The 22,440-nt window shown below is 63.6% G+C and carries 27 protein-coding genes; 21 read left to right on the top strand and 6 right to left on the bottom strand.

Features of this window, described 5'->3' with window-relative positions:
* The first annotated feature begins 83 nt into the window (after positions 1-83).
* The 10 genes from M8J71_RS10825 (at position 84) to M8J71_RS10870 (ending at position 9,742) form a co-directional block, all read left to right on the top strand.
* Positions 84-341: a metal-sensitive transcriptional regulator gene (locus tag M8J71_RS10825; protein ID WP_014920545.1), complete on the top strand. Its 258-nt coding sequence runs from the start codon at positions 84-86 to the stop codon at positions 339-341.
* A gap of 33 nt (positions 342-374) precedes the next feature.
* On the top strand, positions 375-791 hold the full coding sequence (locus M8J71_RS10830) for a DUF302 domain-containing protein (RefSeq protein ID WP_256247922.1): 417 nt from the start codon (positions 375-377) through the stop codon (positions 789-791).
* Between the two features lie 2 nt (positions 792-793).
* Complete coding sequence (locus M8J71_RS10835; protein WP_256247923.1) at positions 794-1,174, top strand: DsrE family protein; 381 nt, start codon at positions 794-796, stop codon at positions 1,172-1,174.
* A gap of 1,036 nt (positions 1,175-2,210) precedes the next feature.
* Positions 2,211-2,738 carry a PadR family transcriptional regulator gene (locus M8J71_RS10840; RefSeq protein ID WP_256247924.1) on the top strand — a complete coding sequence of 176 codons (528 nt, stop codon included), beginning with the start codon at positions 2,211-2,213 and terminating at the stop codon, positions 2,736-2,738.
* Positions 2,735-3,448 carry an ABC transporter ATP-binding protein gene (locus tag M8J71_RS10845; protein ID WP_256247925.1) on the top strand — a complete coding sequence of 238 codons (714 nt, stop codon included), beginning with the start codon at positions 2,735-2,737 and terminating at the stop codon, positions 3,446-3,448. Before M8J71_RS10840 ends, M8J71_RS10845 begins: the two co-directional genes overlap by 4 nt.
* On the top strand, positions 3,445-5,676 hold the full coding sequence (locus tag M8J71_RS10850) for an FtsX-like permease family protein (protein WP_256247926.1): 2,232 nt from the start codon (positions 3,445-3,447) through the stop codon (positions 5,674-5,676). The genes M8J71_RS10845 and M8J71_RS10850 overlap by 4 nt, the downstream gene beginning before the upstream one ends.
* 244 nt (positions 5,677-5,920) lie before the next feature.
* Positions 5,921-6,517 carry a recombinase family protein gene (locus M8J71_RS10855; RefSeq protein ID WP_256247927.1) on the top strand — a complete coding sequence of 199 codons (597 nt, stop codon included), beginning with the start codon at positions 5,921-5,923 and terminating at the stop codon, positions 6,515-6,517.
* A gap of 378 nt (positions 6,518-6,895) precedes the next feature.
* A complete protein-coding gene (gene dprA / locus M8J71_RS10860; RefSeq protein ID WP_256247928.1) occupies positions 6,896-7,813 on the top strand; it encodes a DNA-processing protein DprA in 918 nt (305 codons plus the stop codon).
* Positions 7,814-8,386: 573 nt separating this feature from the next.
* Positions 8,387-9,409, top strand: a complete 1,023-nt coding sequence (locus tag M8J71_RS10865) for a DUF4192 domain-containing protein (protein WP_256247929.1) — start codon at positions 8,387-8,389, stop codon at positions 9,407-9,409.
* A 180-nt stretch (positions 9,410-9,589) separates the two neighbouring features.
* The gene (locus M8J71_RS10870) at positions 9,590-9,742 is read left to right on the top strand and encodes a hypothetical protein (protein WP_256247930.1); all 153 of its coding nucleotides are present in this window, start codon (positions 9,590-9,592) and stop codon (positions 9,740-9,742) included.
* A gap of 124 nt (positions 9,743-9,866) precedes the next feature.
* On the opposite strand, the gene M8J71_RS10875 is transcribed toward M8J71_RS10870, so the two are convergent.
* Positions 9,867-10,112: a hypothetical protein gene (locus M8J71_RS10875; protein WP_256247931.1), complete on the bottom strand. Its 246-nt coding sequence runs from the start codon at positions 10,110-10,112 to the stop codon at positions 9,867-9,869.
* Between the two features lie 791 nt (positions 10,113-10,903).
* Between M8J71_RS10875 and M8J71_RS10880 the strand changes: the two genes are divergently transcribed.
* Entirely contained in the window at positions 10,904-12,256 is a 1,353-nt protein-coding gene (locus M8J71_RS10880) for a ParB/RepB/Spo0J family partition protein (protein ID WP_256247932.1), read from the top strand.
* Between the two features lie 347 nt (positions 12,257-12,603).
* Here the strand turns inward: M8J71_RS10880 and M8J71_RS10885 are convergent, their stop codons facing one another.
* The gene (locus M8J71_RS10885; RefSeq protein WP_256247933.1) at positions 12,604-12,831 is read right to left on the bottom strand and encodes a DUF2188 domain-containing protein; all 228 of its coding nucleotides are present in this window, start codon (positions 12,829-12,831) and stop codon (positions 12,604-12,606) included.
* A gap of 766 nt (positions 12,832-13,597) precedes the next feature.
* Here M8J71_RS10885 and M8J71_RS10890 point away from each other — a divergent pair.
* Positions 13,598-14,422 carry a hypothetical protein gene (locus M8J71_RS10890; RefSeq protein ID WP_256247934.1) on the top strand — a complete coding sequence of 275 codons (825 nt, stop codon included), beginning with the start codon at positions 13,598-13,600 and terminating at the stop codon, positions 14,420-14,422.
* 494 nt (positions 14,423-14,916) lie between these two features.
* Here the strand turns inward: M8J71_RS10890 and M8J71_RS10895 are convergent, their stop codons facing one another.
* Both M8J71_RS10895 and M8J71_RS10900 read right to left on the bottom strand, forming a co-directional pair.
* The gene (locus tag M8J71_RS10895) at positions 14,917-15,384 is read right to left on the bottom strand and encodes an HIT family protein (RefSeq protein ID WP_256247935.1); all 468 of its coding nucleotides are present in this window, start codon (positions 15,382-15,384) and stop codon (positions 14,917-14,919) included.
* Between the two features lie 158 nt (positions 15,385-15,542).
* Positions 15,543-16,082, bottom strand: a complete 540-nt coding sequence (locus tag M8J71_RS10900; RefSeq protein WP_256247936.1) for a DinB family protein — start codon at positions 16,080-16,082, stop codon at positions 15,543-15,545.
* Positions 16,083-16,771: 689 nt separating this feature from the next.
* On the opposite strand from M8J71_RS10900, the gene M8J71_RS10905 reads away from it, so the two are divergent.
* The 7 genes from M8J71_RS10905 (at position 16,772) to M8J71_RS10935 (ending at position 19,317) form a co-directional block, all read left to right on the top strand.
* Positions 16,772-17,053, top strand: coding sequence for a glutaredoxin family protein (locus M8J71_RS10905; RefSeq protein WP_256247937.1), 282 nt, complete (start codon positions 16,772-16,774; stop codon positions 17,051-17,053).
* On the top strand, positions 17,050-17,355 hold the full coding sequence (locus M8J71_RS10910) for a hypothetical protein (protein WP_256247938.1): 306 nt from the start codon (positions 17,050-17,052) through the stop codon (positions 17,353-17,355). The genes M8J71_RS10905 and M8J71_RS10910 overlap by 4 nt, the downstream gene beginning before the upstream one ends.
* Before the next feature lie 52 nt (positions 17,356-17,407).
* Positions 17,408-17,992: a single-stranded DNA-binding protein gene (locus M8J71_RS10915; RefSeq protein WP_256247939.1), complete on the top strand. Its 585-nt coding sequence runs from the start codon at positions 17,408-17,410 to the stop codon at positions 17,990-17,992.
* Positions 17,993-18,071: 79 nt separating this feature from the next.
* Complete coding sequence (locus M8J71_RS10920) at positions 18,072-18,263, top strand: hypothetical protein (protein WP_256247940.1); 192 nt, start codon at positions 18,072-18,074, stop codon at positions 18,261-18,263.
* A 22-nt stretch (positions 18,264-18,285) separates the two neighbouring features.
* The gene (locus M8J71_RS10925; protein WP_256247941.1) at positions 18,286-18,741 is read left to right on the top strand and encodes a hypothetical protein; all 456 of its coding nucleotides are present in this window, start codon (positions 18,286-18,288) and stop codon (positions 18,739-18,741) included.
* A 15-nt stretch (positions 18,742-18,756) separates the two neighbouring features.
* Positions 18,757-19,026: a ParB family protein gene (locus tag M8J71_RS10930; protein ID WP_256247942.1), complete on the top strand. Its 270-nt coding sequence runs from the start codon at positions 18,757-18,759 to the stop codon at positions 19,024-19,026.
* A gap of 3 nt (positions 19,027-19,029) precedes the next feature.
* Positions 19,030-19,317, top strand: a complete 288-nt coding sequence (locus M8J71_RS10935; RefSeq protein WP_256247943.1) for a helix-turn-helix domain-containing protein — start codon at positions 19,030-19,032, stop codon at positions 19,315-19,317.
* 8 nt (positions 19,318-19,325) lie between these two features.
* On the opposite strand, the gene M8J71_RS10940 is transcribed toward M8J71_RS10935, so the two are convergent.
* Positions 19,326-19,520, bottom strand: coding sequence for a hypothetical protein (locus M8J71_RS10940; RefSeq protein ID WP_256247944.1), 195 nt, complete (start codon positions 19,518-19,520; stop codon positions 19,326-19,328).
* 283 nt (positions 19,521-19,803) lie between these two features.
* Complete coding sequence (locus tag M8J71_RS10945; protein WP_256247945.1) at positions 19,804-20,112, bottom strand: hypothetical protein; 309 nt, start codon at positions 20,110-20,112, stop codon at positions 19,804-19,806.
* Positions 20,113-20,378: 266 nt separating this feature from the next.
* Between M8J71_RS10945 and M8J71_RS10950 the strand changes: the two genes are divergently transcribed.
* Positions 20,379-20,771, top strand: coding sequence for a MobC family plasmid mobilization relaxosome protein (locus M8J71_RS10950; RefSeq protein WP_256247946.1), 393 nt, complete (start codon positions 20,379-20,381; stop codon positions 20,769-20,771).
* A gap of 4 nt (positions 20,772-20,775) precedes the next feature.
* Positions 20,776-22,413: a relaxase/mobilization nuclease domain-containing protein gene (locus tag M8J71_RS10955; RefSeq protein WP_256247947.1), complete on the top strand. Its 1,638-nt coding sequence runs from the start codon at positions 20,776-20,778 to the stop codon at positions 22,411-22,413.
* Positions 22,414-22,440: the final 27 nt, after the last annotated feature.

Raw genomic sequence — 22,440 nt, forward strand, 5'->3', positions numbered from 1 at the left:
AGTATTACAGATACCCCCGGGGGTAGTCAAAACACCCCGTGGGGTATAGAATGAATGTAAGCCCTCGACCTTTGGAGAAACCCGTGGAACTCAATCCCTCAGAACTGACCCCAGTCATCAACCGCCTCAAGCGCGCCCAGGGCCAGCTGTCCGCTGTCACCCGCATGCTTGAAGAAGGCCGGGACTGCAAGGACGTCGTTACCCAGCTCGCAGCGGTGTCCAAGGCGCTGGACCGGGCCGGGTTCGCGATCATCGCCACGGGCCTTGAACAGTGCATCGTCCAAAAGGACGCAACGATGGACAAGAAAGACCTGGAGAAGCTCTTCCTCTCCCTCGCCTAACCAGACCAACTGCCGAGCAGCCCAAGGAGAACCATGACGTACACCCTGACCGCCACCGTTGACCTTCCGTGGGCCGAGGCCCTGGACCGCACCCGGGATGCCCTGTCCGCTCAGGGGTTCGGGATCCTTACCGAGATCAACGTCCGTTCCACCTTCGAGGCCAAGCTTGGCGCCGAAGCCGCCGATGCCATTGGCGACTATGTCATTCTTGGTGCCTGCAACCCGGCCCTGGCCAGCCGCGCCCTCGCCGCGGAACCGGAAATCGGCGCGCTGCTGCCGTGCAATGTCGTCGTGCGCCGGAACAGGGATGCAGAGATAACCACGGTGGAAGCCATCGACCCCCAGACCATGGTCCAGCTCAGCGCCGCCCCATCCGTCAAGGAAGTAGCCGACGACGCCGGGACCCGCCTTCGAAAGGCCCTCGCCGACCTGGGCGAAACGGCGAAGTAGGGATGTCCGCGAACGCAACGGTTCCGGAGACTGTGCAGGCCGGCCCCGGACTGCTCATCCATTCCGCGGGCCCGCTCGAGGAGGAAGCCCTGGCCGCTGTCCTGCGCAGTGCCGCCAACGCCCGCGCCGCGCTCGGCCAGGGAACCGGCATTGAAGTGGTGGTCCAGGGGCCAGGGGTTAAGCTCCTCGCCAAAAATTCAGCCGCCGCCGAGGCCATCACCAACGCCGGACAACTGGACGTGGGCATCCTCGCCTGCGGCAACAGCATGCGCTCGGCAGGCATGGAAGACAAAGACCTGGCCCCCGGCGTCGGCACCGTGCCGGCAGCCATCGCCCACCTCGCACGGCGCCAATGGGACGGCTGGGCCTACGCCAGGCTGTAGCGTCGGCCCTTGAACTCTATGAGCTATGCACGGACGCGACGATGGCCGCTTTCGGGGGTGAACGAGTATGTGCAGAATGTCCCGTTCAGCGACCTTTTAGGTCCAAGCAATAGGAATCTTGGCCATCACCAAGGTCCGCTTATCGGCAGCGGCTGTCGGATCAACGTCAGTCCCTGATATCAGGAGATAGTCGCCGCTAATGAGAGTGATTTCCTTAGTCCGTGCGGCTTGTATCCACAGGGCAGTTTGCTCGTCTTTTGAGTCAAGACGCTCAGACCAAACCAGATTGTCCTCGAGCCACAAGGAAAGAGTGCCGTCAGTGGAGGCACGACACAGGATGCTGCCATCGGCTGGTTGAGCCTTTAAGGCGATGTCCGCATAGTCACTGTTGCGCCCGCCTGAAGCCTCGTGTCAGCATGTCCTCGGTAAGAGAAGTGTTCGACGGCTGCTCTGCAGGGCCGCTCCTGGTCATGCCGGATGAAGTGGTTAGCGCAAAGAGTGCGTAGTGAAGCATCCCGAACGATCCGGCTATCCCGACGCTCAGCCGGGCTCCCAGGTAGTCATCTGACATAAGCAATCCCCCACAAGCATTTCCCGGTCGAGCACGACATTGCTAGGCCAGCCTAGTCAACCGCACCACACGCCCCCGAACGACTGACTTGCGCACTCAAATTTGTGTCTTGATAAACAACAGCTTCTCAAGACACGGGTGCGGGCAGCGCGAGAAGCTCCGGCACAGCTGAAAAACTGGCATGTGGCGACGTCTCGGAAACGCCTCTCACCGTAAATTGTCTCAGCGGCGGGTCCTTGAGGGGCTTTTCGAGCCAATTGTCCTCATAGTGCCGCTTGGTCGGCGATGTCAGTTCAGAAGTCGTATGCAGGGAATATCAGAAGTCCTCTGAACTCGCATTTAGGCAACTCCGTCGCGCCCCGCCGGCCCTGGACCCCCTTCACTTTGCTTCCGGGCTGCGACACGGCCACGCCCATGGGATGTATAGCTGGCGTCAGACTATTCACTCAGTGTATAGATTGACGGGTGAACAACTCCCTCACTCTGCTGGGCCTCTTGAGCCGCGAGCCGAGCTACGGCTACGACCTCAAACACTCTTATGACCGCTACTTCGGAGCAGGAAAGGCCTTGGCCTTTGGGCAGGTGTATTCCACTCTGGCGCGCATGGTCCGCGACGAGCTGATCCAGGCCTTGGGGGAGGAGACCGGAGGCGGTCCGGACCGCAAGAAGTACGAGATCACAGTGGCCGGCCAGAACAGGGTGCGCGAGTGGTTATTCACTCCCGACGTTCCCTCGGAGTCCTTGCAAAGCGAGCTCTTTGCCAAGACGGTTATCGCCTTGTTGCTCGATGACGACGCCGATCGGCTGCTCGATGTGCAGCGCGGTGAACACATGGCCCGGATGCGAGAACTGACCCGGCTGAAAAAAGACACGGACCTGCTGCGGGTTCTGATGTGCGATCACGGCCTGTTTCACATCGAAGCTGACCTGCGCTGGATCGACCTCACCAGCGCCCGTCTGACCCAACTCAAGAAGGAGCTCCAGAGCGTATGAGCACCAATGACATCGTTGCACCGATCCTCAGTGCCCGCGGCCTGCATCACTCCTTCGGGCAGACTGAGGCCTTGCGGGGCGTGGACCTCGACGTCCACGCAGGGGAAGTATTAGCCGTCATGGGTCCGTCCGGGTCCGGCAAATCCACGCTGCTTCACTGTCTGGCTGGTGTTCTTGTGGCGGACGGCGGTTCGGTGACTTACCGTCCCGCCGGGCGGTCACCGATGGAGATTAGTGCTCTGGGGGAGCCGAAACGTGCACGGCTGAGGCTGACTGATTTTGGCTTCGTCTTTCAGTTTGGTCAGCTGCTGCCGGAGTTAACGGCGGTGGATAACGTCAGCATCCCGCTGCTGCTGGCCGGGACCCGGCGGCCGGAGGCTCTGCGCCGGTCCGCAGAGCTGCTGGAACGCCTTGGTCTGGACGGGATGGGCGCCAAGCTGCCCGGTGAACTGTCCGGAGGCCAGGCCCAGCGCGTCGCCGTTGCCCGTGCGCTGGTGACGTCCCCTGCCGTGTTGTTCGCCGATGAGCCCACGGGTTCGCTGGATTCCCTCGCATCAGAGAACGTCCTGACTCTTATGCTCGAGCTTGTCCGCGAAGCGGGCACCACCGTGGTGATGATCACCCACGACGCGCGAACCGCCGCATACGCCGACCGGGAAGTCATCGTGCGTGATGGCGCAATCGGCGCCGGATACCGGGTGTCCGCGTGAATCCCGGATTGTTCAAACTGGCAGTCGCTGGCAGCCGGTCGTCCTATGGCAGGCTCGCCGGCATTGCCGGAGGGGTTGCCGTGGGAGTATGTCTGTTGTTGTTGCTGTGGGGTGGCGCCAACGGCCTGAGCGCACGGGATGGCCGCGGTGCCTGGCTGCGCGAAACCGGGCATCCGTCCGTGGCCGCCTCTGTAACGGAGGATCCGGCTTCTTCAGGGCCGGGGACGCCGGTGCCGCTGACAGCCGACGCAGTGCTCATGGAGGCTAACCCGGTGGTGGTCTTCCGCGACCAACTGATAAACCACCGCGCCGTCGCGGCCCTGGATTCGACTACCGTCAAGATCCCCGGCATCGGCACGCCGCCGGAACCGGGCCGTTACTATGCATCCCCGGCGCTGCAGCGTCTGATCGAGTCAACGCCGCGGGATGAGCTTGGCGGCCGCTTCGGGACGTTTGCCGGCACAATCGACGAGGCTGCTTTGCCTGGACCTGATTCTCTGATCGTCGTCACGGGAGCGGCGGAAGCCGAACTCCGCCAGAACGGCAGGGCTGTAATGGTGTCAGACTTTACGACCAACCCGTACGGGGGCAGCGCGGCCGCCTACAACACGGTGCTGTCCATCGGGGCCATTGCGGTGTTCTTCCCCGTGCTGCTGCTGATCAGCATTGTCACCGGCCTAGGCGCTGCCCAGCGCCGGGAACGCTTCGCAACGCTGCGCCTCATTGGTGCATCCCCACAGGTTGTCTCCCGGATCGCTGCCCTGGAAACCGCAGTCCCCAGTCTGATCGGGGCCTTGCTGGGCGTTTTGCTGGCCATTGTTCTGAGGCCGGCGGCTGCGCAGATACCGGTCAACGGCACTAGGATGTTCGCTGCCGACCTGACAACCGGCTGGGCGGCGGCCGTCGTCGTCGTCGGCGTGGTGGTCGCGGCCTCGGCACTCGTTGCGGCGCACCGCACTGCCCGCGCAGGCATTGGCCCGCTGGGCGTGACGAGGTCCGTGCACGAAAAAACACCCACCCTGTGGCGGGCAGTGCCCCTGCTGGCCGGTCTGGCCGCTATGGTAACGGCCGTACTTATGATCAGGGTCTTGGAGGTGCGGCTGACGTGGTTGGAATCACCGCTCCTTATCGGCGGTTTTCTCTTGGTCATCGTCGGCCTTGTGGTGATCGGCCCTTGGCTGACCCGATTGGTCAGCAGGATCGGGCTTCGTTGGGCGCGGAGTGCGGCGGGAGTCATCGCCGCCAGCCGGATCCAGAAAACGCCGGTGGCAACCTTCCGTTCCGTATCAGGGCTCGTGATCGCCGTGTTCGTCGTCTCCGTTTTCGCGGGAGGATCCAGCATCATCGAGTCCACTGAGGAGCGTCCGGCGCGGCCCGGTCTGCTCCAGCCCACCAGCCTCCATGCCACCGTGGGCACCGGACACACTCCTGCCCAGGCCTTGGAGGCCGCCCGTCAGGCAATGGAACTGCCAGGGATCCGCAGCGCCACCGTCGGGTACGGCCCGGCTGCCTTCTCTCAAAGGGGCGCTGGCCCGGAAATTTACCTTCGCGCCGAGGACGCCCCCGGTCTCGGGTTCGAGGACATCCCGGCAGTAGAGACCGTCACCGTTGATGCCTCGTTTCTCTACTCTTGGACAACCCAGCCATTGGCCCTCATGCCGGCTCCCGCTACCGGGTTGGACGACCTGTGGCCGGTCGTGATTCTCATCAGCACCGACGGGACGCCCGAGGCTATGGACAGGGCCCGGACAGCACTGGACAGTTCAGGCATCACGGCCGTCCCGGCTGCCTCTCCGGCGGACTCAAAGCTGCAGTCCAGTACCCGCCTGATTCAGGGCTTGGCGGTGCTCGCCTATTTGGGAATGTTTGTCGCGATCGCAATCGCTGGGCTGTCGTTGGCTGTCGCTACTGCCTCCGCAGTTCTGGACCGGAAGCGGGTTCTGGGTCTGATGCGACTGATGGGGATGCCGGTGTCTGTGCTGCGCCGGATAATCACCCGTGAAGCAGCAGTCCCGCTCCTGACCGTCCTGCTGCTCTCGGTCGGCCTCGGATTCCTTGTGGCCTGGTTGATGGTGACCTTCATCGACGACACCTATCGGATGACCTGGCCGGCGCCCGACTACTTCATCGCGCTGGGACTCAGCCTGCTCCTGGCTCTCGGATCGGTCACCGCAACATTCGTACTCATCCGGGGCACCACCCCAATGACGGCTACACGATTCGAATGAAACCGAAGTCCGGAAGACACCAGCATGGGAGACCAACAACGAGGTCTCCTCGGAAACGAAGGTTTTTAAGAACAGGTTGAAACCGCACTCGCCTGGGATCCGGCACTCACGTTCGCGGCCGGAGCCAGTGTCCTACTGCAACTGACGACGGCCGAGGCTTAGAACCAAAGAGGCTGCGCTCCATCGATGCCAGAATATCCTCTCACCTGGGTGAGTCCGGGAGACTTCGAGTGAGAATGGCCGTGTGAGACATCTGGGATATACGCGTGTCAGTACTTCCAGTCAGGATGCCCAGCTGCAGCTGGACGCGCTGATCGCCGCCGGTGTGCAAAAACGCGACGTCTTCGCTGACGTGACTTCGGGCAGCAAGACGGCCATCGAACGGCCCGGAATGAAAAGACTTCTCGAATACGCCGAGGAGGGCGACACCGTCGTGGTGTGGCGGGTCGACCGGTTAGGCCGGTCGCTGATCGATGTGCTCAACACCGTAACCCTGTTGCGCGACCGCGGCATCCACGTCCGATCCATCTCCGACGGCATCGACCCGGCGACCTCGACGGGCCGGCTGATGCTGAACATGCTCGCCACCCTCGCCGAGTATGAACGCGAGCTGATCATCGAACGTGTCAACGCCGGCATCGCGGCCGCCAGGCAGAACGGAACCCGCTTCGGCCGGCCTGTGTCCGACCCTGCCGTCATCGCGGACAAGCTGGCGATCGCCCAGGACGCCCGCGCGAAGGGCCGTACCGCGGAAGACGCCGCCCGGCTCGTGGGCTGGAGCCGCGCAACGCTTTACCGCCACCAGCAGGCCCTCGCTGCGCGCCAGAACAGCACCCCGTAGGTGCTCCTGAAGAGCGGGTAACGGCTGACACCGTCTCCAGCCTCGCCAATCCAGCGCTTGGGTTAGGGGATCGGACCTCGCTTCGCTCGGGCTGGAGAAGCGTTTTTCTGTTTTTTGCTGCTGTCCTGCGGATCGTACGTGCCCGCTCCACCGGCTCAACCGTCCTGCGGACGGCTGCACAACGGATGCCTTGTGTCGGCGCTTCGCTTATTTCCTCCCACAATCCATCCGCTGCTTGCCCTTCGGGTTGCCCCGGCTCCGTCGGGCACAGCTACGCGTTGCTCCGCCAGCAGGCAAAAAACAACCGGGGGAGAAGGGAAGCTGGCCGGTCACCAAAGCCGCCCCACCCACCGAATCCTCAGCAAAGGACACAAAACCATGAACACCACCGAAGACCGTATCGCTCGCGCCGCCCTGACCCGCCTCTTTGAGCCCGGCGACATCGTTGGACGGGCGTTGGTCGCCAAGCATGGCGCGGGCGCCGCCTTGAAGATCGCCACCGGCGCCCAGGCCGCCGTCCCGTTCTGGGATGTCACGGCGGAGGAGTTGGCCGAGGGTCTGCGCCGCTGGGCGCCGCGGATCCCGGATCTGCACCCGGAAAAGGACCTGGCCATCATTGAACGTCTCGGCGGCGGATTTCTCACTCCCGACGATGAGCACTGGCCCGCAGGCCTGAACGATCTTCCGGACGCGCCATGGGGCCTTTGGTACCGCGGCAACATTGAGAACGGAATCCCCAACCCCGCACAATGCGTGGCCCTGACAGGCTCAAGGGACAGCACCAGCTACGGCGCCGCAGTCACGGGCGATATCGCCTACGGCCTGGCGCAGCGTGGAATCTGCGTTGTTTCCGGGCTGGCGTACGGCATCGACGCGCACGCGCACCGTGCCGCACTGGCAGGCCACCAAGGAACCGAGGCGGCGACGATTGCAGTGCTGGCCGGAGGCCTGGACCGGGACTACCCGTCCGGGAACGCGGACCTCGCGGCCGCAATCCGCGCCAACGGCCTGACCCTCTCCGAGCTCCCGCCGGGAAGCGCCCCGACCCGGTACAGGTTCCTGCAGCGGAACCGCATCATCGCAGCCCTTGCCGGTGTGACCTGTGTGGTCGAGGCTCGGTGGCGGTCCGGCGCGCTGAACACCGCGCACCACGCCGAGACTATCGCCCGGCATGTGGCCGCAGTCCCCGGCAGCGTCCATTCCGCCAACTCGGCAGGCTGCCATCGGCTCCTGAAGGAAGGCGGCGCGGTGCTGGTCACCGACGCGGCAGAACTCACCGAGCTGCTCGCCGGCTAGAACGACGCGGTGTGGCCGGTCCCTTCCCGGGGCCGGTCACCGCGGGCGGTCCGCCGCCCGTGGCCGGCGTTGGTGGTTGGTTGCCGGCGGCGGACCGCCAACCGCCCGGGACATCGGGTGGGAACCACGGGTGGCGCGTCCCGCCAGCCGCTGCACGCACCTGGGAAGTACCGGGGTGCTGGTTGATGGTTCGCAGGGCTCACCAAGGAAAGGGCGTCCGCTGGCGCGGTCGGCTGTTGGGTCCAGGCCGGCCCGTCGCAGAGCTCCGTCCCGCCCTGGCCCTGTTGTGTCTACGACGTTTTGGCTGCTGTCCTGACGGATTGTACGTGTCCGCTCCGGCCCGTCTAGCCCCTCCTTCGTCGGGGCCTGCGGCCCGCAGAATCGGCTCCGGCGCTCCTTCGTCGCTGATTTCCTCCGCAGATTCCGCGGTCCTTGCCCTGCGGGTAGACAGGCCTCCGTCGGCCACAGCTCCGCAAGCTTCGCCAGCAGCCAAAACAACGGGGGAGAGGGGAAGCTGGCCGGTCACCTGAGCCGCCCCACCCACCAAATTCCTCAGCAAAGGACTTTCAAACCATGAACGACGCAATCCGCATTTCCAGCCCCGCCGACATCCTCGGCTTCATCCCGCACACCCTCGGCTTCGTGCCCCGCGAGTCCTTCGTGTTCCTGACCATGCGCGGGAACGCCCTCGGCGCCACGCTCCGCGTTGACGCCCCACTATTTGCGGATCCCGCAGGTTTCGCCCGCTCCATGGTCGACTATCTCGCCGTGGATACGCAGGCGACTTCCGTCCTGCTGGCCGTCTACACGGACACCCCGGCCGGTGACGCGCCGCGGCCGTTCCACAAATACGTCGAGGCTGTCATCCAGGAATTTGAGGCAGCGCACACCCCCATCAAGGACGCGTGGCTCGTCACCTCCGAGCACTGGCGGAACCTGCTGTGCAACAGCGAGGCGGGGTGCTGCCTTCCCGAACCGCTGGAATCCATCACGGACGGGCAGCTGAACGCGGAACTGGTGTTCCGGGGCAGCAGCTACCAGAAGGCCCCCGGCACCACCTACCCGCCCTACACAGGACCGGCGGATACTGCCGACCGGATCCGTCGGGCCGTTTACGGGGTGTTCGCCGGAGGGCTGCACACCGGCCGGGAACTGTGGGCAGACGCCCTGACCCGTGACGGCTGGACCGACCCGGAAACAGCTGTCGAGCTGGTGGCCTGCTTCCAGCGTCCGGACCTGCGTGACGTGCTGTTCTGCAACGTCATCGACCCGGAACTGCCCGATGCCGAAGACAGCGGAGACCTGCTGATCGGCCAGGGAATCACACCGGACTGGGAGCGGGTCGACCGGGCACAGCAGCTGGCACGGGACCTGATGGAAACGACACCTGAACACTACCGGGCTCCGTTGCTGACCCTGATTGGTTGGCTGTCCTATCTAAAAGGCCAGTCTTCCGTGGCCGCGGAGCACTTCAACCTCGCAATCGAGGTCAGCCCCGGCTACCGACTCGCTGGGCTGATGGAACAGCTGGTGAGCCGGGGGACCATCGCCCCGGTCGCACAGGACCCGGACACCGCCTACCAGCGGCACCGCTAAAAGCAATGGGGGCCGGACCGGCAACGGTTCGGCCCCCAGGCGCGGTGGCGGCCTCCCCCGCTGGCGCTCCTCCGGCCGCCGATCACGCTGACGCGGGCGCAGCACCCCCAACAACACCCAGCACCTGCTGCCGGGCTACAGTGAGAGTGGAACGACACCACTCACGCCAGGGAGCAGCACTTGAGTCACGACTTCATCCTCACGGACGACGACGCCGCACCCGCCGGCGCCACCCACGCCCAGGACATGCTGGAATTGTCCATGCTGACCATCCAGCAACAGGCACCTTCCGCCGTGGACATCTCCTGGGAAAAATCCCCTCTGGACTACTAACTTCCGCAGCAATGACGCTGCACACCAGGTTTCCTTTTGCTGAGGGAAAAACTGAGGCCGGCCCCAAGGGGCCGGCCTCACCTCGTTAAACACCTGCCAAAGTGCCGGCCAAGGCCGGCCCTCGTCATGTCCGCCTGGTTTCAGAGCTTATTCGCCACAACACTACGGCCGTCAGGGTGTTGAGGAAGGCGATAAACAGATCGCCGGCAGCTGGCCGACCAACGATCAGGTCCACGGCCACCAGCACCACCGAGCCGATTGCGGCAACAGTGAAGACCACAGCCAGGACCCGGCGGACCAGTGGTGACGGCCACGCGCTGCCGCGCCGAGCCTCACTGCCGCGACCAGGGTGTGGAGCTGGATCGCTCATGCCCCCACCCTACTCAGGGACAGTTGCATGCTCGCAGGGCTCGCACTGGTTTTCGCTGCGCTTCATCCAGCTGGCGGGCGTCCGCTTCGCGGCCGGCTGTTGGGTTCAGGGGGTGCCGTCGCAGAGCTCCGGACGCCCCTGAACTTGTCTGTCTACGACGTTTTTTGCTGCTGTCCTGCGGATCGTACGTGCCCGCTCCACCGGCTCAACCGTCCTGCGGACGGCTGCACAACGGATGCCTTGTGTCGGCGCTTCGCTTATTTCCTCCCACAATCCATCCGCTGCTTGCCCTTCGGGTTGCCCCGGCTCCGTCGCGCACAGCTACGCGTTGCTCCGCCAGCAGGCAAAAAACAACCGGGGGAGAAGGGAAGCTGGCCGGTCACCAAAGCCGCCCCACCCACTTGGAAGGAACACAACCATGAGCCAACAGAAGTCCCGCGAGCCCTACCCAGAAGCACCGATCGGGAGAGGACCGCCCCCCTAACCGACCTGCAGGAATCCGTTGACAACATCATTGAGATTCCTTCGGATCGTACGTGCCCGCTCCACCCCTTCTAGCCCCTCCTTCGTCGGGGCCTGCAGGGGCAGGAAATGTCCTTCCGGCGCTCGTTCCTCGCTGATTTCCTTCAGGAATTTCCTGCCCTTTGCCCTGCGGGTAGACGGGCCTGCGTCGGGCACAGCTCCGCAAGCTCCGCCAGCAGCCAAAAAACAACGGGGGGAGAAGGGGGAGCTGGCCGGTCACCACAAGCCGCCCCACCCACCACATTCCTCTGCAAAAGGAGCAACACCACATGAACGCGACACCCACGCTTGAAATGCTCGACCCGGCAACCCTGACCGTGGACATCAACGTCCGCAAGGACGCCGCCCTGACCGCTGACTTCATCGCCAGCATCAAGGAACACGGCGTGATGGAACCGGTGGTCGCCCACCGCAAGGACGACGGCACCGTGCACGTCCTGATGGGCCAGCGCCGCACCCGCGCCGCCGTCGAAGCCGAACGGCCCCTCATCCCGGTCCTGCTCATCGACTCACCCGAGGAAGCCGAGCGCATCGTGACGCAGGTGGTGGAGAACATCCAGCGCGCCGAGCTGACCGAGGCCGACGAGGCAGATGCCTACCACCAGTTGTCCCTGATCGGCGTCTCGGCGGCCGCGATCGCCAAGAAGACCGGCAGGACCAAGGACAAGGTCGAAAACGCGCTCAAAGCCAAGGCATCCACCACCGGGACCAAGGCCCTCGAGAGCGGCTACACCCTGGACATGGCCTTGGTGATGGCAGAGTTCGAAGGGGACCAGGACGCCATCGAGGAACTCGCATCGGTAATCCGTGACGAGCCGCAGTACTTCGACCACATCGCCCAGAAGCTCCGGGACGACCGTGAATCCAAGGCCCAGCTTGCCGCGCTGATCGAAGAACTCATCGCCCAGGGCAAGGCCATCCTCGAGGACGCCGGCCACTACGCCGACGAGGAGAACCTGTACGTCTCAGCGGCCAAGCGAGCCGACGGGGAACCGGCGACCGATGAGGACGCCAACGCCTACATCATCAGCACCGACTACCGGGGTGAACACAGGGCCGAGCCCGTCATCAGCGACTGGAAGGAACTGGGCTTCACCCCGAAGTATGAACGCTACAACGGCGGGACGCAGGCCCAGAAGGGTCCGATGACCGAGGAACAGAAGGCGGAGCGGAAGACCCTGATTGCCAACAACAAGGCGATGGAATCAGCGACAAAGGTCCGGCGGGAGTTCGTCAAAACCCTGCTGGCCAGGAAGCAGGCACCGAAGGGCTGGCAATACTTCACCGTCCACGCCATCACCCACCACTGCGAAACCGCCAGCGGCTACGACGGAAAAGTCGCCGCCGAAATGATTGGTGCCAAGGTCGAAGTGACCAGCCGGTGGGGATGGAACCCGCTGCGGGACCACGTCGCCAAAACCGAAGCGCGGCCCGAGTTCTCCCTGATCGCACTGGTGTGCGCAGGGTATGAAAAGACCATCGCCAAAGACTCATGGCGGTCACCGAGCCAAACCAACCGGGACCACCTGAACCAGCTGGTCACGTGGGGATACACCCCCAGCGAGGTCGAGAACATCATCCTCGACGGCCAGAAGCCAGATAAGGACGACGCGGCCGCATAAACACCCTTGCCGGGCGGAAACCCCGCCCGGCAAGACCCCCCGGCCACACATCACGGAAGGGCCCGGAACCTTTCAGAAGTCGGGCGGTCCGCCGCCCGGTGCGAACCACAACAGCCACTCATCAGCGGCGGACCGCCGATCCACGCACCTTTTCCCTCGCATCACCAGGTGCCGCGCTCCAGGGACAACAACGTTCACCTGGCAACGGCAGGCACCACCGAGAACATTCAGCTAGGCTGAATCCGTTGATTTCCTTTGCCGAGGAGAACGCAGAAGGGCCGGCTCATTTTGAGCCGGCCCTTCTTGTGTCCCCAGGACACCGGAGTGCCAAGGGGGTGGCTTAGCAGTCAGCCCGGAACGTTCCGGGGATCGCTGCCGTAGCTGTTCTTGGAACCAATCTGACCGTCCTGGTTCTTGATCACGTGCTCCACCTTGTCCGCCTTCGCAGTATCCCGGCCGACAGCTGCCGCCTCATCCTTGGTGCCGTATCCGGCACCGAAGGCACGGTCAGCGCCCTCACGCTTGTTCTTCCACGAACCGTCTTCGTAGTACGTTTCGATATCGCTGTGAGCCATTGCATACTCCCTCTGCCGTTCCGATTCCTGCATTTGCTGCCCACATGTGGATAGCGAAAAGCCCCGCAGCACGAGCAGTGGCGGGGCCTCCCTGGCAACCACTCCGCAAGATGGGGGACGTGCGGAGAAGCTAACACCAAACTAATAGCAAGCATGCTTACTTTTCAAATTAGCGTTGTTCTCAATCGGTTTGGCTGCTGCCAGCCCGGCTGACTGGACTCTGACCCAGGGTTTGCTGCCCATGGTCCAAGAGTTGGGCTGCCGGGACATCAAGGGCTGCGACAGGGATTCCTTCAGCAGGGACACCCCCTATTCAGCACTGCCACTCAAGCCAGGTGCGCACATCACCCCACCGGTCCGGGGACTTCTCAGGCGGGGGCTGCGGCCTTGGGGAAACCAACGGGACGACGACAGTAGTCGGCGGCAGGACGCACCCCAACACGTATAGTTTTGTTTCGTATTTAGTTACGTTATTCGTTTATGTATTCCGCTAAGGAACGAAAGACGGTATGGTGAAACTATGAGCGACAGCATTGTTGAAGTGGACGCACGCACTTGCCGTTACCCGGGCTGTCAGCGGCCGACCATGGCAGGCGAGGCCGGCACGGGTCGTCCGCCGGAGTACTGTGACGACCCTGCGCATAACCGCGCCTCGGCTTGGCGGGCACGGCAGCGCCCTCAGGGGGACGCTTCCCGGGGCGCAGAGGCTCGCCCTGTCGACTCCGCGCGTCAGCGTGCCAGTGAGATCACGGGTCAGGTCAGCGGGATGATCGAGCACCTGGGCCAGCAGCTCGCGACACTTCTTGAGGAACTTCGCACCGTGGGGGATCCCGAGGCGGCGGAAGCTCAGATTGAGTCAGTAGCCAGCGAAGCTGCCGAGCGGGTTGCAGCCGCGAACGCGAGAGCTACCCGTGCTGAGCAGGCTCAGCGCCGGGCGGAGGCCGAGAAGACCGAAGCTGATGCGGCAGCTGAAGAAGCAACGCGAACGAGCGAGGACCTCACCCAGGAGCTGTCAGGCCGCCAGCAGGACCTGGACGCCACCCTGTCCCAGGCTCAGCAACTCACCGATGAACTCGCGCAGGCCCACGCCTCGGCCGCCAACGATCGGGAATTGGCGGAAGCCGAGAATGCCGGGCTGCGGGCCGACCTTGAAGCACTCCGTGGGCAACTGACTTTGGCCGAACAGGCACGTAACGCAGCCGCAGAACGGGCCGCGACAGAGGAACGGGCCCGAATTGAGGCAGAGCAACGTACCGGAGTGGCCGAGAGCCGCGCCGAGGCGGAGCGGGCACGCGCTGACCGCGAGGAATCTGCAGCCGAAGAGGCGCGGCGTCAGCTGGCGGCAGTGCGCGCCGACCTTGAGGCCACCCGCGAAGCTACAGCCGATATGCGCAGCACCGTGGCGACCTTGACGGCGGAGCGTGAAGCCGCCAAGGCCGACGTCGAACGTGAGCGCGCCCATGGCGAACAACGCGTCAAGGACCTTCACGAGACCTACAGCCGCCAAATCGACCAACTGCGCGCTGAATTGAGCCAAGCCCGCGAGACGAAGACTAAGGAACGCCGCCCGCGGGCCCAGGGTGAGCAGTAGGCGGCCACCACGAGGGAGTGTCCACCAGGGACCTAACCTAACTGGCGCCTACCGCTTGGCCCGTTCCTTCCTGATCCAAGACATGCGCGGCGCGGCGCGGCGCACTGTGGGATGTGGGCCGGTTTTTCTCTCAGCAGGGACCATACCTACTCGCGCTGTCACTAAAACCTTGGGTGCGCACGTGACGGGGTTGGGCTAGAGCTTCTCAGGCACATGGGGGCTGCGGCTTTGGCGAACCTACGGGGATGACCACAGGGCCGGCGGCGGGAATCGCTGCCCGTATGTCGTTTTCAGAAGCTGGCTGCACAAAGTTCCCTGGAGTTTCAGGGTTAATGCAGAGGGCTTGTGACCACTAGCTGTTCGGTACTCCTATGCACAAAGTCCCTTTCGCCAGGTACTCCTATTCACAAATGCACAGACATGCCGCGAAGCCCTAAGGTTTCGAGGCAAGTTGGACGTTCGGCGGTCAGTAGGGGGATCCTTCAGCGGGCGGGTTACTCCTCGTAGCCGCTTGCTCGGCGCAGGTCGAGGGTTAGAGCGCGTGAATTGTTTATCTGTCCAACCGCCTCAGGCTTGCTCGGAACCTGACCCCAAGGTCGGACGAGGCCGTCTCCTTGATATCGAGGAATGAGGTGAACATGCAGGTGAAACACATCCTGCCATGCCGCCTCGCCGCTGCTCTGAATCAGGGTCAGTCCTTGGGGATTCAGCTGTCGCTTGAGGATGCTAGCAACGCTCCAGACGCCTCGCATTGTGGCTGAAAATTCATCACCTCCCACATTGAACGCGGTGGCCGCGTGTATGCGTGGCACGACCAAGGTGTGCCCTCGAGTCGCTGGAGCGATATCGAGAAAAGCCACGACGTCATTGTCGGCAAAGAAAATTTGGTCTCCGGGATCTCGGTCAACGATGCCGCAGAATAGGCAATCGCCCCGGTCGGATTCTTGAACTTCTAGTCCCATGCTCCATGTGTACACGACTGGAATGTGTGCCCGTTAGCCGGTCCGCCGACAGTCGCCACCAGTCTCGGATAGCCTCGCAGCTGCCAAAGCCCAAAATGCCCGACGATGCCCTAAGCCCCGTCGGCTAGCTCGCTGATCTGCAGACGCTGCCCATCCCACTACTCGGGCGTGAGGTCTGGAATGTTCGGCGCGGATGGGCGCAAACCGATGAAACCGTCCAACTGCTCGCGCACGATGTCCAAGTGTCCGGCATGACGGTGAGACTCGGCGATCATATGCACCAGAAGGCGTTCCACCGTAGTGTGCCGATGCTTTATCCACCACTGCACCACGGCTGGTGAATCCAGCTCCAGTTCGTCGAGCACTGCATCGGCTGCGACGTTTGTCTCCCGATAGATCTTAACCGCATCGAACAGCGTCATATTCGGCGGCGGGAGGAAGGCTGCCTGAGTGTCCTCGGCTTGGACAACGCACCGGATAACGGGGTTCTCAACTTCCCGTCCAAGACATGCAATGAAGTACTGGGATTCGGTGACGGCCAGGTGGAGCAGTAAGCCCATGACATGGGTGCCTGTCGGAGTCAGGGGAGTACGTGCCTGGGCATCAGTCAAGCCCTCACATTTCCACAAGATTGCCTCGCGGGCATCGTTCAGATATTCACGAAGCTGTGCCCCTCTGTCATTATTATCGATTGGCATGAACTGAACGCTGCTTTCTACTCGGTGCCCTCAGGGCTCTCTTCAACGGCACCCATGAGCACACGAAGTGAAGGAACCCAACGCACCAGGGAGTCAAGCCGATCCCATTCCACCTGGACAGAGAAGCCTGCCTGTCGGGGTCGTTTGCCGTGCGCTGGACGCAGGACAACAGTAACTGAGTAAGGCACTTCTAGAACGTCAAGATGATTCGTAATCTCGTCCACGCTGACCTGCCATTCCTCGCTACCTCGCGCACGCCAGATGCTCAGTCCCTCTTTGCGACTGACGACGGCGCTACCAGCCCCGAATGAGACCAACAAGTGACCGTTGCGCGGACCGCTGCGCCGAAGTGAGTGCCATAGTCACCAAACTTATCCCGCCGGTCGCTGACCGGTCAGTCGTACCGTCTAGGTTGAGCAGGCAGCCAGCTTCTGACAGTGGCGGATTTGGCCACCTCTAATCAGGTGAAGTGCAGAGGACTTCTGACATAAGTGCAGTCAGCTTCTGAAATCGACAGTACCCATGGTTCAGGAGGAAGAAATCCCACTTCTTTCTACAGAATACTGGCGAGAAAAATCCCTAGAATAAACGGTGAAAAAGCTATTCATTCACGTGAATGATTGTTAGAATTGAGGTAGCAAGTCAGCCAGACGAACGAAACTTATTTGATACGAAACCAGGTGCTGAAAATGACTGCTTCACCCACCGCTTACACGGTTTACACCAAGCCCGACTGCCGCAACTGCGACAAGACGAAGGACTACTTCGACTCCAGGGGCATCACTTACACGACCGTGGACATCACCGAAGTCCCGGCAGCGCTGGAGTACATCACCGAAGAACTGGGCTTCTCCCAGGCGCCGGTCGTGGTGAACAACTCTGATGAGCAGGACCGCTGGTGCGGCCTGCGCCGGGACAAGCTCGTCACCACTTCCATCAACCACCATGCCCGGAAAGGGGCCACCGCATGAGCATCCAGGACACCACCATCACCGCCATCCTCGACCGGCACCACGCCCCCGAAGAGTTCCGGCACGATCCCGAGCTGCGCGCCGCCGCCTATGCCCTGGCCTTCCTGGACGAACCCGCCGGCGGAGCGGAGGAACGCTTCTACAATTCCGACACCACCTTGCCCGGAGACACCCCGGACGCGCCGCCGTATCAGGCCGGCAACCGGGGACTGCTCACCGAGATCTACCGCTCACGAATGTCCCTCCGGCTGGAGGAGCTGTACGACGCGGACCTCGTGACGTGGGCCTCGACAGCGCCGTAACCATCCAGCCCCAACATCGCCATACGAAACCAAAGAGAACAGGAACGAAACCATGTCAGGCGAAACCACCATCACCGTGATCGGCAACCTCACCAGCGACCCCGAACTGCGCTTCACCCCCTCGGGATCCGCGGTCGCGAACTTCACTATTGCATCGACGCCGCGCGTCTTCGATCAGGCCTCTGGTGAGTGGAAGGACGGCGAAACTCTTTTCCTCCGGTCTACGGTCTGGCGGGAAGCGGCGGAGTACGTTGCAGCTTCGTTGACTAAGGGCAGCCGCGTGGTGGCGAGCGGCCGACTGAAGCCGCGCACGTACGAGACGAAGGCGGGGGAGAAGCGCACCGTGATCGAGTTCGAGGTTGACGAGATCGGGCTGTCTCTTCGGTATGCGGCGGCTCAGGCTGTTGGGTCGGAAGCGAAGCGGCCGGTCCAGGATCAACCTCAGGTACAGGACGGGGCGCCGGCACGGGAAGAAGCACCGGGTGGTGAGGCCCCGCGTATCGGTTGGCGGGACCGGGTCAAGGCGTTGAGCGAAACCGGCGACGACGGTTACGCCGACGATGACCCCTGGTTCGGCAAGAACGCCGCGGGGGCGGGGTACGCCCAGGCGGCTCGGTCCGCCGAACCCTCGTTCTAAAGCGCTGCACCCTGTCGGGGTCAGCAGATACGCTGACCCCGACAGGCTTCACTCTTACCCTTCAATGACTGGATCCCGAATGGCCGAGAACTTGCCCACCTTTGAAGAAATGCGCGCCGGCGCTTTCTCGCTCTTGGGGGACGCGGAAGACGAGCTCCGTTCCGACTGGCAGGCCGGGACCGGACCCACCGCGGAACAAGGCCGTGCTGCCAGCGAAGCCAAGCAAGCCATCGCCCAAGCCAAAGCCGCCCTCGACCGCGCCGCCCGATGACAGACGAGCTAAGGACATGACAATGACGCATGCAGATGACCTTCGCGCTTGGGCCAGGGGCTCCTACAACACGATCGAGGCGGCCACTGAGCTGTTGCTTCGCGCTTTCGGTGGTCGTTATGCCACCCCCGGCAACTCCTGGGTGCACATCAGTGAGGACCCGGAGGGGCCTCACAAGGTGCGGGCGTGGATCGATTTTGAATCGATCCCGGAAGAGGTAGGGGTGCTCTCCGGCCGTGAGCGCCCGTCCCTGCTGATCGCAGCTTCTATCGCGGAGAATGTTCCGGTGGTTTTGGGCGAGGTTGTGCCGGGGCTGGACAGGGAGAACCCGGACCTGGTGCTGGCTGGGATCGCTCGTGCCGGCGGAAGCCACCAGCACTCGGATATCCGCGAAACGCCGGACGGTTCCATGACGCTGCGCCCAGGTTACTTGGACAGTCTGCATCCCTGGCCCAATGCCTTGCGTGCGGTGAAGTAAGAGCGGTTCGGAGCGATGGCAGAGAAGCCGCGGAAGGTCGGCCCTTTCACGCCCTACTACACCGAGGAGCAGGGGGGGCAGGTCCGTGCAGCGTTTGTCGCGGCCGGGAAGGCGGAGGGTGATGCGAGCGTGTCAGACTTCATCATCCGGGCCACGATGCGTGAGGTGAAGCGGCTGCAGCGCAAGTACAACGGCGGCAAGCCGTGGCCGGCCGTGAAGGCCGGCGAACTGCGCCGCGGACAGAGAACAATGGATGAGATGCAGCACCGAAACGAGGAACCATAAACCGTGGCGAAACGGACTGAAGAAGCGACCACAGCGGCCGTGCCCGGCACGGCGCCCTTCCCAAAGATGCTCACCCTGGACGAAGTCCAGGAGATCCTGAACCTGGGTAAACCACTGGTTTATGCCCTGGTGAAAAGCGGGGAATTGCGGGCAGCCCAATTCGGCGGCCGCGGGATCTGGCGGGTACGCCAAGACGACCTGGCAGCGTACATTGACGCCGCCTATGAGAAGACCGCCGAGCGCATCGCAGCTGGCCAGATTCCCGAAAGCGACGCACCCGCCGACGATTAGAAGAAGATTCAGACGACGAGCGGCTCGAAGGCCGGCACCCACGGGTGCCGGCCTTCGTCGTCTTCACACCTTCTCCTGGCGCCCCGTTGCCTCATGGTGCCCCGTGCCAGGAACACGCGCGTGTGCGTCAACTGGTGGTGGCCAAAGCCAACACCGCAGCTCCAGAAGTCATCCACCACCGACGGTTCCGGTTCCCGTCCCACGCCGCCCCCTCGGTGCTGGACGTGTATTGTCCCGGCTGAAAGAAACGCTGCCGCCCTTTTGGTTCGTCGGCAGCGGCGGTGTTGGCCCATGTGAAACCGGCCCGTTGGTGACCGCGTGCGTTCCCAGGCTGTGCACAGTCGCCGGTCCCGGGGGTGACCTTCCCGCCCGTGGTGAGCTGGCGATTGTGTGCAGCCGGTCGGGGTGGGTCCCGTCGTCCACCTGGGTGCGGGAAAAGCCCGGAGGAGTTAGCTTTTGCCGTGCCCATGTGGGCGAGGGGCAAGACTACTCGGCCCCGGTAGCCCCACCGTCAGAGGACGGCGAACCATCGGCCATTGATCGGGTAGTGGCCGGTTTCCGGCGGCGCGTCGCGGCGCCGGACTCGAGCCCGAGTTTCTTCAGTTCCTCGGGGCTCCACCCGTCCTTGGTGGCGCGCACGTAGGCGCGCTTGTCTTCACGTTCGGCGTCGGCGAGCTGTTCGCGCAGGTCGGTGATCCGCTGCCTGGTCTTGACCAGGTTTGTGACGGACTCGACCCGCGAATCCAGCAGGGCGCGGGCCTGGTTGCGGGTCTGTTCAATATCAATGGTTGGCATGCCCCCACCGTAACCACAGCGAAGGCCGCTTCTGGGGGAGCGACGCGCAGCGGCGGCCCAATTCCCAACCCCAGACGCGCCTGACCCCGGAAAGGATGCTAAGCCGACTTCGGCGGAGCAAGCTATACATTTACGGGGCCGTAAATGGTGTGTCGCTCACGGCACTGTGGTTGTTCGCTTGGCACACTGGCTTGTGTGGTTCCCGGTTTCGGGGTCGCTGCGCTGGGCTTTTGAAGTGCTGTGCTGTTGAGGGATTGGAGGAGTGCGTGTCTGAAGAGGGTGAGAAGCCGCGCTCCAGGCTCTCGAAGCGGCGGCGGGCGAATGCTCCGGCGGGGTCGAAGAAGCGCCGCGGTGTGTGGGTGACGGCGGAGGAGGAAGCGGCCTTGGTTGCGAAGGCTGCCCGGCAGAAGGTCACGGTCCCGAACCTGCTGCTGACCGCTGCGCTGTCGGAAGGCTCGGAGACGCCGACCGAGCGCAGGGCGGCGATGGCCGAACTGATGGCGATCCATACGTTGCTGGCGCGGGTGTCGAACAACGTCAACCAGATCGCCCGGCACGCGAACGCGGGAGATGAGTTCCCGCAGGACGCCAAGGCTGTACTGGCGTATGTGCGCGGGGTTGCGATGCGTATTGACCGGACGATCGAGGGGCTGATGTAGGCCCATGATTCCGAACATCACCCGCGGCTCCCGGATGTCAGGGCTCATGCTGTACCTGGCTTCGACCGATGCTGATAAGACGAAGAACGCGCACACTGACCCGCACCTGGTGGCCGGGGACGCGGCGATCATGGCCTGGTACGACGACGGTGTCCTGGACAAAGACGATGCGGTCGCGATCGCGAAGCATTTGGACCAGCCGCGCAAGGCCTTCGGGGTCGAGGTGCTGCAGAAGGATTTCCGCTGGGACCCGATCAAGAAAGAACGCGTACCGAACGGGCACAAGCAGGCCGATGTGTGGCACTGTTCCCTGAGCCTCCGTGCCGAAGAAGGAGCCCTGACGGATCAGCAGTGGGGCGACATCGCGAACGACTTCGTCGACGCCATGGGGTTCACTGAGGCAAGCGGAAAAGCCCAGTGCCGGTGGGTAGCGATCAACCACGGCACGTCTGAGAACGGCAACCACCACATCCACATCGCCGTGTCCCTCGTCCGCGAAGACGGCACCAAAGCCTCCACCCACGGCGACTACAAACGCGCCCAACAGACCTGCCGCGAACTGGAAACCAAGTACGGGCTCGAAGAGCTCTCCAGTGTGCACGCGACCCGCGGCTACCACCGGGCCGAGAAGGCCACCGCCGTCAGGGACGACCGCGAAATGCACCGCGCCTCCCTGGCCCGCAAGGTGCGCGCCAGCGCCAGCGCATCAGCCACCGAAGCGGAGTTCGTCCGCCGCGCCCGCGACACCGGACTGTTGCTCCGGCCGCGCTACGCGAAGAACACCACCGACGTCATCGTTGGCTACTCCGTTGCCGAGCGCCCCAAGCCGGGAGAGCGGCCTATCTGGTTCGGCGGCGGCACGCTCGCGTCGGACCTGAAGCTCGGTGCATTACGCGAGGAATGGATGGACTCCCCACACCTGGCAACCGAGGCCGCCGCGGAATGGAACGCCGCCGCGCGCAACAAACGCAAGGTCTCCAGGACCGGGCCCGAGAACGCCACCCCAACAGCTGATGTGTGGGTGGAATACACCCGCAACGCCACCGCACTGGCCGACCAGCTGCGCACCATTCCGCGTGAGGATCACGCAACCTGGGCGAAAGCAGCACGTGAAGTATCCGGCGCCTTCGCGGCATGGTCATACCGGCTGGAGGCCACGCCAGGGCCGCTAGCCGCCACAGCCGCCGAACTGTCCCGCACAGCCCAACTTCGGGCACCCCGGCAGCACGGCAAACCCGTCGCGCTGCCCTCCATTGCCGGCGCGGCCATGTTGTTCATGGCAGCGTCGAGCAAGGACAAAACGGCCGCGCAAACAGCACTTATGGTGCAGCTGATCAACACCGCCTTCGCGGTGTACGAAATGCACGCCCAGTCCGGCCGGGCACGCGAAGCCCAGCGCATCCGATCAGTGGTCGAAAACCAGCTGGCCCCGTTCACCGCGACGATGCCCAAGGCCGTCCTTGTAGGAGCAGAGCAACAGCCGGCCGAAGCGGCTGCGGTGCGGCCGAGGGCAGTTGATATTGCCCGCCGCGGCATGGCCCCGATCCGTCCCGGTTCGGTGGTTCCCACAACACCTACACCGGCAACACCAGCGAAGACCTATCAGCCCGGCCGCGATACCGGGCCGGGCCTCGACCGATAAGAATCACACCACCAGTGCAAGGGGAAC

The organism is Pseudarthrobacter sp. R1 (assembly GCF_024494415.1).
In the GTDB taxonomy this organism is placed as follows: domain Bacteria; phylum Actinomycetota; class Actinomycetes; order Actinomycetales; family Micrococcaceae; genus Arthrobacter.